Raw genomic sequence first — 14,355 nt, 5'->3', positions numbered from 1 at the left:
TGTTGCGGCAAAACGCTCCGGCCACCCGTCCCATAATCGCCCTCAGCGAAGGCAACGACCCCCGCATCACAAAAGGGGCCATCAACGCGCAGAGGGCCAATCTGGCCGATATCATTCTGGTTGGCCCGTACGCCGAGGTCGAAGCAGCCCTGAAAGATCAGGGGGCTGCTGCCTCTCGGGGCGTTGATATCCATGACCCCAAGACTTCGGACCTGACCGAAGAGTTTGCCGAGGCCTTTTTCGAACTGCGCCGGCATAAAGGCGTCGATCGGGCCAAGGCCCGTGCCGCCGTTGAAACACCCCCCGTCTATGCCGCCATGCTGGTGCGCAGCGGACGTGCCACCGGCACCGTAGGAGGGGCCGTTCACACGACCGGCGAAATCGTCCGTGCGGCGATCCAGGTGATTGGCATGGCCCCCGATGCAGGAATGGTGTCGTCTTTCTTCCTGATGTACCCGCCGGAAAACGCTCAGCCCGGGGCGCGGGCGATGCTGTATTCCGATTGCGGGCTGGTCATCAATCCGACCGCGAGCGAGCTGAGCAAGATCGCCATCGCATCCGCCGCATCGGCCCGGACGCTGCTGCAGGTCGATCCAAAAATCGCGATGCTCAGCTTTTCCACCAAGGGCAGCGCCAAGCATCCCGACGTGGACAAAGTGATCGAGGCCACTGAGGCGCTGCGCCAGGCCGCGCCGGACCTGAATGTCGACGGTGAATTGCAATTTGACGCCGCCTTTGTACCTTCGGTTGGCGAGCGAAAATCGCCGGGATCGTCAGTCGCCGGGCAGGCCAACGTGATGATCTTTCCCAACCTTGATGCTGGTAATATCGGCTACAAGATCACCCAAAGGTTGGGGGGCTACACCGCCATTGGTCCGGTCTTGCAGGGGCTGGCCAAACCCGCCAACGACCTGTCCCGCGGATGCAGCGCCGAGGATGTGACCCAGATGATCGCCGTGACCGCGCTGCAGGCAACTGGACTGTAACACTTAATTTTCGCACCGTTCCCGGAACGATGTTCTAAAGTACCGAGGAAACTGACAAAATCCTCCTGACATAACCAATTGGACCCGCAAATGACCCATCAGCAGCCGATCCTTGATACGTCACCGAAAGTCTCGGACGAAATCCGCAGGACCACCTGCTACATGTGCGCCTGCCGATGCGGCATCAACGTCCACATGAAAGACGGCAAGGTTGCTTATATCGAAGGCAATCGCGACCACCCGGTGAACAAGGGTGTCCTGTGTGCCAAGGGATCCGCCGGGATCATGCAGGTCAATGCCCCCTCGCGCCTGCGCAAGCCACTGAAACGGGTCGGCCCGCGTGGCTCGGGTGAATTTGAAGAGATCAGCTGGGACGAAGCGCTGGAACTGGCGGTCAGCTGGCTGGAGCCAATCCGCAAAGACAACCCGGAAAAGCTGGCCTTTTTCACCGGACGGGACCAAAGCCAGAGCTTCACCAGCTTCTGGGCGCAAAATTTCGGAACTTGCAACTATGCGGCGCATGGAGGCTTTTGTTCGGTCAATATGGCTGCGGGCGGCATTTATACGATGGGCGGCGCATTCTGGGAATTCGGCCAGCCTGATTGGGACCACACCAAACTGTTCATGTTGTTTGGCGTGGCCGAAGACCACGACTCCAACCCGATCAAAATGGGTATTGGAAAGATCAAGGCGCGCGGTGCACGTGTTATCGGCGTCAACCCCATCCGCAGCGGATACAACGCCGTCGCTGATGATTGGGTCGGCATCACACCGGGAACTGACGGGCTGTTCATCCTGTCGTTGATCCATGTGCTGATGAAAGCCGGAAAGATCGATCTCGACTATCTCAGCCGCTATACCAATGCCCCGGTTTTGGTGAACGCGTCCGAAGGCGCCGGAAAAGGCCTGTTCCTGCGCGACGATGACGGAAAGCCTCTGGTCATCGACCGGAATACAGGCAAGCTGACGGCTTTCGATACGCCTGGCGTTCGCCCGGATTTGTCGGCGGTCTACGCAAACGACGGTGTCGTTCATCGCCCTGTATTTCACTTGATGGCGGAAAAATACCTGTCCGAGGAGCACGCGCCCGAAGCCGTTGCCGAAACATGCGGTATTCCCGCCAAGCGCATTCGCGCGATTGCCGCGGAACTGGCGCGCGTCGCCTTTGACGAGGCATTCGAACTGGATCACGAATGGACCGATTTCCGGGGCGAGAAACACACAAAGATGATCGGCCGCCCTGTCGCGATGCACTCGATGCGCGGCGTTTCGGCTCATGCCAATGGTTTCCAGACCTGCCGCGCTCTGCACGTGCTGCAAATCATCCTGGGCACGGTCGAGGTTCCCGGCGGTTTCCGCTTCAAGCCCCCCTACCCCAAACCGGTCGAGGCGCACCCGACACCGCATTGCAAGGTGACGCCCAACTCGCCCTTGGATGGCCCGCACTTGGGGTTCGTCCGCGGTCCGGAACACCTTGCACTGAAGGAAGATGGCAGCCCCGCACGGATCGACAAGGCATTCACCTGGGAAAACCCGATGTCCAGCCACGGGCTGATGCATATGGTGATCTCGAACGCACATGCGGGCGACCCGTACAAGATCGATACGCTGTTCATGTACATGGCCAATATGTCTTGGAACTCGACCATGAACACCACGGGTGTCATCGAGATGCTGACGGACAAGGATGAAAACGGCGATTACGTGATCCCGCGCATCATCTATTCAGACGCCTATTCTTCCGAGATGGTGGCTTACGCGGACCTCATCCTGCCGGATACTACTTACCTCGAACGCCACGACTGTATCTCGCTGCTGGATCGCCCGATTTGCGAGGCGGACGCGGCCGCTGACGCCATCCGCTGGCCTGTGATCGAACCGGACCGTGACGTGCGCGGGTTTCAGTCAGTATTGATCGATCTCGCAAACCGCATGAAGCTCCCGGGTTTCACCCATGAAGACGGCAGCGCAAAATGGGTCGATTACGCCGACTATATCGTCAATCACGAACGCAAGCCGGGTATTGGCCCGCTGGCCGGATTCCGCGGTGAAAACGCCGACAAGGAAGGGCGCGGAGAGGTCAACCCGGATCAGTTGAACCGCTATATCGAAAACGGTGGCTTCTACGTGGCGCATATCCCGCAAGGCGCGGATTACTACAAACCATGGAATACAGCCTATCAGGACTGGGCCGTGGGCATGGGGCTCTATGACAGCCCGCAGCCATACATATTCCAGCTTTACTCCGAACCAATGCGCAAGTTTCAGCTGGCAGCCGAAGGCCATGGCGACCGACAGCCGCCTGATCATCTGCGCCAGCGGATCAAAGACACAATGGACCCGCTTCCGATCTGGTACGAAACCGACCAGCAGGGCAACGACGGCTTCACTGTCAACGCGCTGACTCAGCGCCCGATGGCGATGTATCACAGCTGGGGCACGCAAAACGCCTGGCTGCGGCAGTTGCACGGGCGAAACCCGCTCTATGTTCCGACTAGGCTGATGCGCAAGCATGGGCTGAGCGACGGAGATTGGGCTAAAATCACATCCCCTCATGGTGAGATCACCGTCCCTGTGATGGAAATGGCCGCGCTGAACGACAACACCGTCTGGACATGGAACGCCATCGGCAAGCGCAAAGGCGCCTGGGCCCTGCAAGAGGACGCGCCCGAGGCCACCAAGGGTTTCCTGCTCAACCACCTGATCCACGAATTGCTTCCGCCAAAAGGCGACGGGCTACGTTGGGCCAATTCCGACCCCATTACTGGTCAGGCCGCATGGTTTGACCTGAAGGTGAAAATCGAAAAGGCCGACGCGCCCGCCGATGCCCAAAGCCAGCCTCATTTTGACCCGATCAAATCACCTGTAGGAACTGGCCCTGCGAATTTGGCGTGGAAGGTGGGCAAATGACCCGGATCCGCACTTCATCTGGCTACAAATATCCCGGGGGTGAATTGAGCCGCAGGCTCAAGAGGGGGCTGGCCCCCTCACCCGTCCTCAACAGCACAGGTATCCTGACATGACCCAGCTACCGAACTCCACCGAGCGCAAGATGGGTCTGGTGATCGACCTGGACACCTGCGTTGGTTGCCATGCCTGCGTGATTTCCTGCAAAGGCTGGAACACGGAAAATTATGGCGCGCCGCTGTCCGATCAGGATGCCTATGGCGCCAATCCTTCGGGCACTTTCCTGAACCGCGTGCATTCCTACGAGGTGCAACCGGCGGAAGGGCACGCGCAACTGATCCATTTCCCTAAATCCTGCCTGCATTGCGAAGATGCGCCCTGTGTTACCGTGTGCCCGACCGGGGCCAGCTACAAGCGGGTCGAAGATGGCATCGTGCTGGTTAATGAAAGCGACTGTATCGGGTGCGGCCTGTGTGCCTGGTCCTGCCCCTATGGCGCGCGTGAACTGGACAAGGCCGAGGGGGTGATGAAGAAATGCACACTCTGCGTCGACCGGATCTATAATGAGAACCTGCCCGAGGTGGACCGGATTCCCTCCTGTGTCCGAACCTGTCCGGCGGGCGCGCGGCACTTTGGCGATCTGGGCGATCCAGACAGCGACGTCAGCAAGCTTGTTGCGGATCGCGGCGGAATGGACCTGATGCCCGAAATGGGCACCAAACCCGTCAATAAATATCTGCCGCCGCGCCCGAAAGACACGGTGGAAGATCAGATCGACATCCTGGCCCCCCTGTTGGCACCTGTCGCTGAAGAGCCCAAGGGCTTCCTTGGCTGGCTCGACAAGACGTTGGAGAAACTCTGATGCATCCTGCACCCTCCGTCATCCTCTTCACCACCCTGTCCGGTCTGGGCTTCGGTTTGCTCTTTTTCCTTGGTCTTGGCATTCCGGCTGTCTCGGATTGGGTGGCTTTTGTGTTCTTCGCCATTGCCTATGGTCTGGCCGTCGGAGGGTTGATGGCCTCGACCTTCCACCTCGGCCACCCGGAACGGGCCTGGAAGGCTTTTACCCAATGGAAAACCAGCTGGCTTAGCCGTGAGGGCTGGTGTGCCGTGCTCGCTCTGGTCGTCATGGGACTTTATGCGATTGGCGTAGTGTTTCTGGATCGGCATTGGAGCCTACTGGGTTGGGTCGGAGCGTTGATGTCACTGGCGACCGTGTTCACGACTTCGATGATCTACACGCAACTCAAGACCATCCCGCGCTGGAATATGAACCTGACCCCTGCCATGTTCCTAAGCTTCAGCCTGGCGGGTGGTGCGTTGCTGGCTGGCCAGACACGTGTTGCTATTCCGCTTCTGCTGATCGCCGCTTTGGTTCAATTCTTGTATTGGAAGAAAGGCGACAAAGCGCTGGAGGCATCCGGAACGGATCTGGGCACGGCGACAGGTTTGGGTAACCGGGGCACAGTCAGAGCCTTCGAGCCACCGCATACCGGTACCAACTATCTGCTGCGCGAGTTTGTTCATGTGGTCGGGCGCAAACATGCCGAAAAGCTACGGGTGATCTCGTTTGTATTCGCCTTTGCCCTGCCGGTTCTGTTGCTGGTCCTGCCATTCAATCATTTCCTGGCCCTGCTAGCCGTGGCATCGCATCTGGCAGGTGTTGCGACCTCGCGCTGGTTGTTCTTTGCGCAGGCTGAACATGTCGTTGGGCTTTACTACGGTAAGCGTTGAGGGGGCTCAGCCCCCGCCGCGGCAAGCCGCGACTCCCCCGGGATATTTTTGGCCAGATGAAGTCTGGATCCTAAAAATGAAAAAGGCGGCGCTCAGAATTCGAGGCTGCCTTTTCCTGTTTCTGAAGACCGGGTCAGATGAGGCCCGCGTGTGCCATTGCTGCATCAATCGCGGCCTTTGTGCTGTCTTCCAACTTTGTCAGAGGCGAGCGGACTTCGGTGCTGCAAAGACCCAGTTTGCTGAGTGCGTATTTGGCGCCGACCAACCCGGGTTCGATAAAGATCGCTTCGTGCAGCGGCATCAGCTTGTCCTGGTATTCCAGTGCCTTTGCATAGTCACCCGACAATGTGGCCTGCTGGAATTCAGCGCAGAGCCTGGGGGCCACGTTTGCGGTGACTGAAATGCATCCGACGCCGCCATGGGCGTTGAAGCCAAGTGCGGTGGCGTCTTCGCCGGACAGTTGGCAGAAATCTGCGCCGCAAGTTGCACGCTGCTGGCTGACACGCGCCAGATCGCCCGTCGCATCCTTGACCCCGACAATACGCGGCAACCGGGCCAGTTCGCCCATGGTGACAGGGGTCATGTCGATGACCGATCGTCCGGGAATGTTGTAGATGATGATCGGAATATCCGCAGCCTCGTGCAGGGCTTGGAAATGCGCGATCAAGCCGCGTTGAGTCGGCTTGTTGTAGTAAGGTGTGACAACCAGCGCCGCATCGGCACCAACTTTTTCGGCGAACTGAACGAACCGGACGGCTTCGACCGTGTTGTTCGACCCGGCACCGGCAATAACCGGCACACGGCCAGCAGCCGTTTTGACCACTTCTGCGATGACCGTTTCGTGTTCGTCGTGGCTGAGCGTCGGGCTTTCGCCGGTGGTTCCAACAGGCACCAACCCGGTCGAGCCTTCGGAGATCTGCCATTCGACCAGATGTTTAAGCGTCTTCAGGTCCAACTCGCCGTTGTTGAACGGAGTGACGAGGGCTGGCATCGAGCCTTTGAACATGACACGCTCCTTAAGGTGCATTTTGCGGTTTTTGCGCCTCGGCCTCTCACGTTTCCAGCTTTGTGAGTTGATCCCGGCGGCGCAGGGTTTATCCTCACAGGCTCTATCCTCGGTTGGTTGGGAAATGCAAGGGATGACACGCTTTCTGGCACTGTTGACTGGTGTGATTCTATACGCAGCGGCGACACCGCAAGCCGCACGCGCGGACGCGGCCGGTGATTTGCGCGCGGGGCTTTATGAAATGCGCAAGGGCGACTGGAACGCGGCGCTGCGCGTATCGGGCCAGCGCGGCTCGGTCTCGCGCGATGTCATCGTCTGGCACTGGTTGCGTGAGGGGTTTGGCAGCTCGGGCGATGTGCTGGTGTTTCTCGAACGCCGCGCGGACTGGCCCGGTCTGGATTGGCTGCGCCGCAAGAGTGAGCCGGTCTTTACCGGGGTCGATCCGGACAGGGTTGTGAAGTTTTACGCTGGCTTGCCCCCTCAGACTGCTGAAGGCGCGCTGAACTATGCGGTGGCCCTTAAGGCCAAAGGACGCATTGGCGAGGCGGAAGCCGATATCGTGACAGCCTGGCGTACCATGCCGATGGGGTCGGGGTTGCAAAAGGACTATCTGGAGAATTTTGCCAAACTGCTGAAGCCGCACCATGCCGCGCGGCTGGACCGGATGCTGTGGGATGGCCATTTGGTCAGCGCAGAACAGATGCTGCCCCTGGTCACCACCGATGAGCGCAAGCTGGCCGAAGCGCGAATCGCGTTGCAGAAACGCCAGCCGGGCGTAGACGGTAAGGTGGCGGCGGTGCCGAAGTCGCTGGCAGATGCGCCGGGGCTGGCATTCGACCGCTTTGTCTGGCGCGACAAGAAAGAACTGGATGACAGCGCCGTCGACCTGATGCTGGCACGTTCAACCGGACCGGAGGCCCTGGGCGAGCCTGACAAATGGGCCGAGGGACGCCGCCGTCTGGCCCGGCTCGAGATGCGATCGGGGCGGGCAGCGCGTGCTTATTACGTGGCCGCCAAGCACCATATGACCCCGGAAATGGGATATTCCTATGCGGATCTGGAGTGGCTGGCCGGGTTTCTGGCCCTGCGCAAGCTGAATGACCCTGCCACAGCTGTGCGACACTTCCAGAATTTTTCGGATGCCGTGCAATCGCCGATCTCGAAAGGGCGCGGCGGCTATTGGCTGGGGCGGGCTTACGCCGAGCTTGGGGACGCAGACAAAGCCTATGAGGCCTATGCGATGGGCGCGGATCATCAGACCTCTTTTTATGGTCTTCTGGCGGCGGAACGGATCGGTCGGCCATTTGACAAGGAACTGGCCAATCCGCGTCGCGCCCCGCATTGGCGTCAGGCAGAATTCGCCGATTCCAGCGTTCTGGAAGCCGGGCTGCTGTTGCTGAAGGCCGGGGAAGACAACTTGTCCGAGAGGTTCCTGACGCATCTTGTCGAAGGTCTTGACCCTGTGCAGGCCAATCAGTTAGGCGACCTTGCGATCGAGCTGAAACAGCCGCATCTGGCCGTCATGATCGCCAAGCGGGCAGCGACCACGGGCACCGTTTTGCCTGCGGCCTATTACCCGGTTCATCCGGTGGCCGACATGCGTCTGCCAATGGCCAAGGAAATGACGCTGGCCATCGCGCGGCGCGAAAGCGAATTTGATCCGGTTGTCGTCAGCGGCGCGGGTGCGCGCGGCCTGATGCAAGTGATGCCTGCAACAGCCAAGCTGGTGGCCGGAGAACTGGGGATACTCAACGGCCATCAGACCGGTCGGTTGACGTCGGACTGGCAATACAATGCCAAGCTTGGCGCCAACTATCTTTCGGGCCTTGCGACCGAGTTCAACGGGAATGTCGTCATGATGGCAGCCGGATACAATGCCGGTCCAAAGCGCCCGATCTCGTGGATGGAGCGCTATGGTGATCCGCGCACCGGCGAGGTGGATATCGTAGACTGGATCGAGACCATTCCGTTCAATGAGACGCGCAATTATGTGATGCGCGTGACCGAAAGCCTGCCAGTCTACCGCGCCCGTCTGGGGCAGCCCGCCCTGCCGGTTCCGTTTTCGCAGGAACTGATCGGATCATCGCTGGCGGCGTTCGCGCCATAAGGTAAACAGCCCTGCGGCCACAACAATCGCTGCGCCCGCGACAACTTCGGGGCGCAGTTTTTCACCGAAGATCGAAATCCCCAGAATCGCGCTCCAGACAAGGTGGAAATAGGCAAAGGGTTGGACGGCGCTGGCTTCGGCCATCTCATAGCATTTGATCAGAAGCCAATGACCCGTTGCCCCGCTGACGCACAGCAACGCCATCCACAGCCAGTCGCTGCGGGCCATTGGCTCCCAGAACCACATTCCAAAAAGGGTCATGGCGATGGCACCAACAACGCCGGTCCAGAAAAAGCTGGTGGCCGTGCTGTCCTGACGTGCGACATAGCGTGTCAGCAGGCCGTAAATCGCAAACAGAAACGCCGAGATCAGCGGTATGACGGCCCAAGGATCAAAAACACCAACGCCCGGCTGCAGAATGATCAGAACACCAATGCAACCGATACCGATCGCAACCCAGCGCCGCCATCCAACCTTTTCACCCAGAACCGGCCCGCTCAGCGCGGCGACAAGCAGGGGATAGCTTATGAAAACGGCCATACTGTCGATCAGACCGAGCACTGTGAAACCGAACACGGCGACGCAGATCTCGGTGGCCAGCAGCAGGCCCCGCAGGATTTGAAGCCCCATCTGGTTCGTCTGCATGGCCGCCCTTAACCCGCCGGAAGATCGCGCCGCCAGTGCAATGACAAAGGCCGCAAAGAACCAATAGCGGATCATCACCACCATGTAGGTGTTATAGGTTCCGGCCAAATGGCGTGAGATACCGTCCTGCAAGGCAAAGACAATCGTCGCGCCCACCATCAGGGCGATACCCGCACCTGCATTGTTTTTCTGCGTCATGCCTTGAGCGCCCGCGTCATGTGCCGCTTGCGGCCATAGCCGGATGTACGGGTGACGGTGAAACCGGCATCCTGAAGCCCGCGGCGAACAAACCCGGCGGCCGTATATGTGGCTGCCGTGCCATCGGTGGCAGTATGCGCCGCCACTTGCTGCATCAGCTCTGCCCCCCACAATTCAGGGTTCTTAGCCGGAGAGAACCCGTCAAGGAACCAGGCGTTGGCCATGCCTGCCCATTGCGGCAGGCTGTTGCGCGCATCGCCGATGATCACTTCGCATTGAAGGGTTTCAAGATTGCAGGCGTGACCTGTCCAATGGGCCAGAAACCGGCTGCTCCACGGGTGTAACTCGGGGAAGGCCTCAAGCGCGTGACGCATATCATCCGTGGCCATGGGAAAGGCTTCGAAACTGGTGAACCGAAGCGGGCCTGTTTGGCCGGATTTCTCCCATTCAGACCAAACCGTCAGCAGGTTCAGACCGGTGCCAAAGCCCAACTCGGCAATATGAAACCCCGGCGCAAAGCGTTCTGGCAGATCATTGCCTGCCAGAAACACATGGCGCGTCTCTTCCAGCCCGTTTTGCAACGAGTAGTAGGGATCGTCGAAACGGTCCGAGACCGGTATCTGATCCTCGGTCCACGTCAATTCGGCATGCTGGTCTGCCATCGGGGAATCCTGTAGCTAAGCGGCGCGACACTGAACAAGGAAAAGGGAATTGGCAATGGTCGATGTAACGGTTCGCGGGGCAGGAATTTTCGGCCTGTCCATCGCCTGGACCTGCGCCCGGCGGGGCGCGAAGGTACAGGTTGTCGACCCTTTTGGGCCGGGCTCCGGGTCCAGTGGCGGTCTGGTGGGGGCCTTGGCCCCGCATGTGCCCGAAAACTGGAATGCCAAGAAAGCTTTTCAGTTCGACAGCCTGATCATGGCCGAAGCCTTTTGGCAGCAGGTCGAGGGTACCGGCGGCGTTTCCCCCGGCTATGGCCGTCTGGGCCGTCTTCAACCCATTCCTGACACCCGCAGCCTTGATCTGGCCCGGCAACGCGAAGGTTCAGCCGATCAGCTTTGGCAGGGGCAGGCAGAGTGGCGGGTGATCAGCACATCGCAGGCCGGATCGTGGTGCCCGCCCAGCCCCACCGGCTTTGTCATCCGCGATACACTGACAGCGCGCATGCATCCCCGGCGGGCCTGCGCTGCTCTGGTTGCAGCCCTTGAGGTGATGGGCGTTCACGTTGTCAGTAACGCTGATGATAAAGGACAGGTTGTCCACGCCACGGGCCTAGCAGGATTACTGGAACTGAACGACGCCTACGGAAAGACCGTCGGAAACGGTGTCAAAGGTCAGGCCGCCCTGTTGCGCTTTGATGCAGGAGAGATGCCACAGCTATTCGCAGATGCGGTCCATATCGTGCCACATGCGGACGGAACGCTGGCAATCGGATCAACGTCTGAACGGGATTATGACGACCCGACCAGCACAGACAGTGCTTTGGACGATGTCATAGACCGCGCCACGCGCGCGCTGCCGCTTTTGCACGGGGCCGAGGTGATCGAACGTTGGGCTGGGGTGCGTCCTCGCAGCAAAAGTCGCGCCCCGATGTTGGGCCTGCATCCGTTGCACCAGGGTCAATTCATCGCCAATGGCGGCTTCAAGATCGGATTTGGCATGGCTCCGAAAGTGGCAGAAGTCATGGCCGATCTGATGTTGGAGGATCGGGATTCGATCCCCGATGACTTCCGCCCCGAAGCCTCACTGTGATAGGGCCACAGCCTTCATGCATTCCCGCCCGTCCGGGCCGCGCACCCACATGTCCTGACCGTTCCGGCACAGCTGGGCAGTCTCGAAATGCATCAACGGTGAGGTCGCACGGAAAGAAAACGATTTGAGCGGTCCGCCAAGATCAACTGCAAACAGCATCAGAAGCTGCGCCAGAAGTGGCCCGTGCACAACCAGCCCTGCATATCCTTCCACATCACGCGCATAGTCCAGATCGTAGTGAATGCGATGGCCGTTGAAGGTCAGCGCCGAGTAGCGAAACAGCAGGGTGGAATTAAACTCGACCGCGCGGATATCCGTTTCATCCGTGCGCGATTGGGGCGGCGCCGGAGCCATCACACCCGGCGTGGGGTCTTCACGATAAACAAGATCCTGCCATTCTGTCAGACAAAGTTGGCCGCCTTGCCGTATCTCGTGCCGCAAAGTGACAAAACCCAACGGGCCGGACCGCCCCTCTTTTGTGCTTTGGTTATCAAGAACCGATGTCCTGTCAGCAGGGATGCCCGCGATCAGCGGTGCATGAAATTCCAATTGCCCACCGGCCCACATTCTGCGGGGCAATCCTATATCCGGGATCAGGCCACCCACCTTGGGATGCCCATCCCGCCCCAGCGCAGCAGGCGGTTGCGGCGCCCAGAAATAGAGCTGATGGAAGAATGGCGGCAGAGCTGAGCCTTTGGCAATTGTTGGCTCAGAGCCTAACGCAACCTGAAGCGATGCGGCACGGGCCGGATCAAGGATATCGCTTTGACGCTGTTCCAACATATGGGCAATCCAAGCTTAGAAACCGGCCTCGGCCCTGAGTTTCTGCATCAGCATGTGCAGCGAGTTTTCGTATCGCTCGGACAACAACCTACCCTGATCGTCGAACTCATTCGAGCTGTCAGCAAGGTGAATTTCCGGACCCTGCAAGATACGGGGCTGAAAGGGCACCATGCAGGCGCGCAGGATCATCTGTGCCCTTTCCCCGCCGGCGCGGCCACCCGCAGCCGACATTACAGCAACCGGCTTGCCCGCCCATGGATTGCCTTTCGTCCGGCTGACCCAGTCCAGAGCGTTTTTCAGAACACCCGAAGGCCCTTTGTTGTACTCGGGCGTCGAGATGATCACCGCATCTGCCTGCCCGATCTGGTCGGCCAGCATCTGAACAGGTGCCGGTATCCCTTCGGCATCCTCCAGATCGCCATCATAAAGCGGCAGGTTCAGGTCTGCTTCGGTATAGCTGACAGGGTCGAATAACCGGGCCGCTTCGCGCAGCAGTTTGCGGTTCGTCGCGCCCTTGCGCAGGGAGCCGGACAGGCCAAGCAGGGTCGGTTGAGACATCAGGGACAACTCCGTTTCAGTGTTTCCCAATAGTTAGACCGAGATTGACCCTGACCAAACCCCCATTGACGCACAGTCATTGCGCAACAGGGGCCGGGCCAGACCGGTCCTGCGTTTCAGGATCACGCGTTTCCGCTGGGGACCACAACAATCTCAACCCGACGGTTTTGCGCTTTTCCTTGCGGCGTCAGGTTGGACGCGACCGGGTTGTTTTCACCCTGACCGTAGGTTCTGATACGGCTGTAGCTGACACCATTGGCTTGCAGGATATCCGCGACCGCGTTTGCGCGACGCTCGGACAATCCCTGATTATAAGACGCGTCACCATCGCTGTCGGTATGACCGATGATCTGCACGTTCGAGTTGGGATAGTTGACAAGGTTTTGGCCCACTTTCACCAGATCCGCCCGCAGCGCCGGGCGCACGGTCGAGCTGTCCGTGTCAAACGTAATGTCATTCGGAACAGTCACGATCAGCCGGTCACCCGCATTGACGATGGTAATCCCGTCATTTGCCAGTTGCTGACGCAATTCCGCAGCCTGCTTGTCCAACTGGTTGCCGATCAGACCGCCACCTGTGGCACCAATGGCGGCACCGGCCAGCGCCCCAAGACCCGGGTTCGAATTATTGGCAATCGCGCCGACACCCGCACCGATAAGGCCGCCTAGAACCGCACCCTGCTTGGTGTTTTTGTTGGGGTCGTTCTGAACGGTCAGGGTGCCCGGATCGGTACAGGCCGTCACGGCCATGATTGAACACAAGCCTGTCGCCAGGAAAAACTTTGAAATCGTCATGATATCACCTTCTGCTCCGGTACCCGTTCTTCGGGCTTGATCCATTTCACCCAGTATATCACTGCGCTTGCTCACAGGCTCAAGCAACAATGCGGTGAAATCGGCGAATACCCGCCAAAGGCCATTCATACCGGTTCCGCAAAGGTGCCCGCGAGCTGTTGCTCCTGCCAGAGATCGCGCAAAGATTTACCTTGCCCCAGAAATCCTTCGTCAGTGAATTCACTGGACCAGATGCGATCGGTTCTGAAATGGCGAAAGCCGTTTCGCATCTCGCACCACCCTGCCAGCAACGTACATTCGACGTGATAGATCAGCGCCAGTGGGCGCACCACGCGGATGGTTTGTTCGCCTTCACCATCTACGTAAGTGATGCGGATTTTCCGTTCTGCCCGAATAGCTTCGCGGTAATGCGAAACAGAAACACACCCCTTCTCGGGATCATCCGCCGGAGCCCCCCAGGGTGAAACCTGCAACCAATCGGTCGGGCTATGCAGAGCATCGATCTTCTGACAGATCCGACTGGCGGCGCGCTGCAGGTGGCTGTCGCCGGTGCGCGCCAGAAGAGACAGGCCAACCCACAGGGCTTCAACCTCTTCAGCGTCGAAATTCAGCGGCGGCAGATCGTAACCGCGCCGCATCATGTAACCGACACCGGCCTCACCTTCGATGGGTGTTCGCTGGGCCTGCAATTCGGCAATGTCACGATAGACGGTGCGGATGGACACCTCTAGCCGGGTGGCCAGTGCTTCTGCCGTGACCGGCGCACTTGCGGCCCGCAAGATCTGGATGATTTCAAACAAACGGGTCGAACGGCGCATCGCATTCTCCTGACACTCTGCTGACACCCTAGCACACCCCACTGACAACATGCTGTCAGCAGTGACG

13 protein-coding genes are annotated in these 14,355 nt (G+C 59.4%); 6 read left to right on the top strand and 7 right to left on the bottom strand.

Annotated features, from left to right (window positions below):
- Window positions 1-2: 2 nt before the first annotated feature.
- The 4 genes from pta to ACR0CE_RS15455 all read left to right on the top strand — a co-directional run bounded on the left by pta (window position 3) and on the right by ACR0CE_RS15455 (window position 5,627).
- Window positions 3-986: a phosphate acetyltransferase gene (pta, locus tag ACR0CE_RS15470; RefSeq protein ID WP_480539585.1), complete on the top strand. Its 984-nt coding sequence runs from the start codon at window positions 3-5 to the stop codon at window positions 984-986.
- 90 nt (window positions 987-1,076) lie between these two features.
- Window positions 1,077-3,896 (top strand): molybdopterin oxidoreductase family protein, encoded by a 2,820-nt coding sequence (locus ACR0CE_RS15465; protein WP_480833118.1) that lies wholly within the window; start codon window positions 1,077-1,079, stop codon window positions 3,894-3,896.
- 109 nt (window positions 3,897-4,005) lie between these two features.
- Window positions 4,006-4,755, top strand: a complete 750-nt coding sequence (locus tag ACR0CE_RS15460; RefSeq protein ID WP_267363598.1) for a 4Fe-4S dicluster domain-containing protein — start codon at window positions 4,006-4,008, stop codon at window positions 4,753-4,755.
- A complete protein-coding gene (locus ACR0CE_RS15455) occupies window positions 4,755-5,627 on the top strand; it encodes a dimethyl sulfoxide reductase anchor subunit family protein (RefSeq protein WP_480833117.1) in 873 nt (290 codons plus the stop codon). The genes ACR0CE_RS15460 and ACR0CE_RS15455 overlap by 1 nt, the downstream gene beginning before the upstream one ends.
- A gap of 133 nt (window positions 5,628-5,760) precedes the next feature.
- Here the strand turns inward: ACR0CE_RS15455 and dapA are convergent, their stop codons facing one another.
- On the bottom strand, window positions 5,761-6,633 hold the full coding sequence (gene dapA / locus ACR0CE_RS15450) for a 4-hydroxy-tetrahydrodipicolinate synthase (protein WP_480833119.1): 873 nt from the start codon (window positions 6,631-6,633) through the stop codon (window positions 5,761-5,763).
- A 133-nt stretch (window positions 6,634-6,766) separates the two neighbouring features.
- On the opposite strand from dapA, the gene ACR0CE_RS15445 reads away from it, so the two are divergent.
- A complete protein-coding gene (locus ACR0CE_RS15445; protein WP_480833116.1) occupies window positions 6,767-8,740 on the top strand; it encodes a lytic transglycosylase domain-containing protein in 1,974 nt (657 codons plus the stop codon).
- On the opposite strand, the gene ACR0CE_RS15440 is transcribed toward ACR0CE_RS15445, so the two are convergent.
- Both ACR0CE_RS15440 and mnmC2 read right to left on the bottom strand, forming a co-directional pair.
- Window positions 8,714-9,583 (bottom strand): DMT family transporter, encoded by an 870-nt coding sequence (locus ACR0CE_RS15440; protein ID WP_480833115.1) that lies wholly within the window; start codon window positions 9,581-9,583, stop codon window positions 8,714-8,716. The genes ACR0CE_RS15445 and ACR0CE_RS15440 overlap by 27 nt on opposite strands.
- Window positions 9,580-10,245 carry a tRNA (5-methylaminomethyl-2-thiouridine)(34)-methyltransferase MnmC2 gene (gene mnmC2, locus ACR0CE_RS15435; RefSeq protein ID WP_480539591.1) on the bottom strand — a complete coding sequence of 222 codons (666 nt, stop codon included), beginning with the start codon at window positions 10,243-10,245 and terminating at the stop codon, window positions 9,580-9,582. The genes ACR0CE_RS15440 and mnmC2 overlap by 4 nt, the downstream gene beginning before the upstream one ends.
- A 55-nt stretch (window positions 10,246-10,300) precedes the next feature.
- Here mnmC2 and ACR0CE_RS15430 point away from each other — a divergent pair, with 55 nt between their 5' ends.
- Window positions 10,301-11,335, top strand: a complete 1,035-nt coding sequence (locus tag ACR0CE_RS15430; protein WP_480833114.1) for an NAD(P)/FAD-dependent oxidoreductase — start codon at window positions 10,301-10,303, stop codon at window positions 11,333-11,335.
- Here ACR0CE_RS15430 and ACR0CE_RS15425 read toward each other — a convergent pair.
- The 4 genes from ACR0CE_RS15425 to ACR0CE_RS15410 form a co-directional block, all read right to left on the bottom strand.
- The gene (locus ACR0CE_RS15425) at window positions 11,327-12,118 is read right to left on the bottom strand and encodes an HTD2 family dehydratase (protein WP_480833113.1); all 792 of its coding nucleotides are present in this window, start codon (window positions 12,116-12,118) and stop codon (window positions 11,327-11,329) included. The two genes, ACR0CE_RS15430 and ACR0CE_RS15425, sit on opposite strands and share 9 nt — an antisense overlap.
- Window positions 12,119-12,133: 15 nt before the next feature.
- Window positions 12,134-12,676, bottom strand: a complete 543-nt coding sequence (locus tag ACR0CE_RS15420; RefSeq protein WP_480506393.1) for an NADPH-dependent FMN reductase — start codon at window positions 12,674-12,676, stop codon at window positions 12,134-12,136.
- 122 nt (window positions 12,677-12,798) lie between these two features.
- Window positions 12,799-13,470 (bottom strand): YiaD family glycine zipper/OmpA-like lipoprotein, encoded by a 672-nt coding sequence (locus tag ACR0CE_RS15415; RefSeq protein ID WP_209505259.1) that lies wholly within the window; start codon window positions 13,468-13,470, stop codon window positions 12,799-12,801.
- Between the two features lie 125 nt (window positions 13,471-13,595).
- Window positions 13,596-14,288 carry a helix-turn-helix transcriptional regulator gene (locus ACR0CE_RS15410; RefSeq protein ID WP_480488642.1) on the bottom strand — a complete coding sequence of 231 codons (693 nt, stop codon included), beginning with the start codon at window positions 14,286-14,288 and terminating at the stop codon, window positions 13,596-13,598.
- Window positions 14,289-14,355: the final 67 nt, after the last annotated feature.

This window comes from Ruegeria sp. L11 (genome assembly GCF_056531755.1).
The sequence above is the reverse complement of the archived record's forward strand: the minus strand, read 5'-3'. Positions and strand labels throughout refer to the sequence as shown.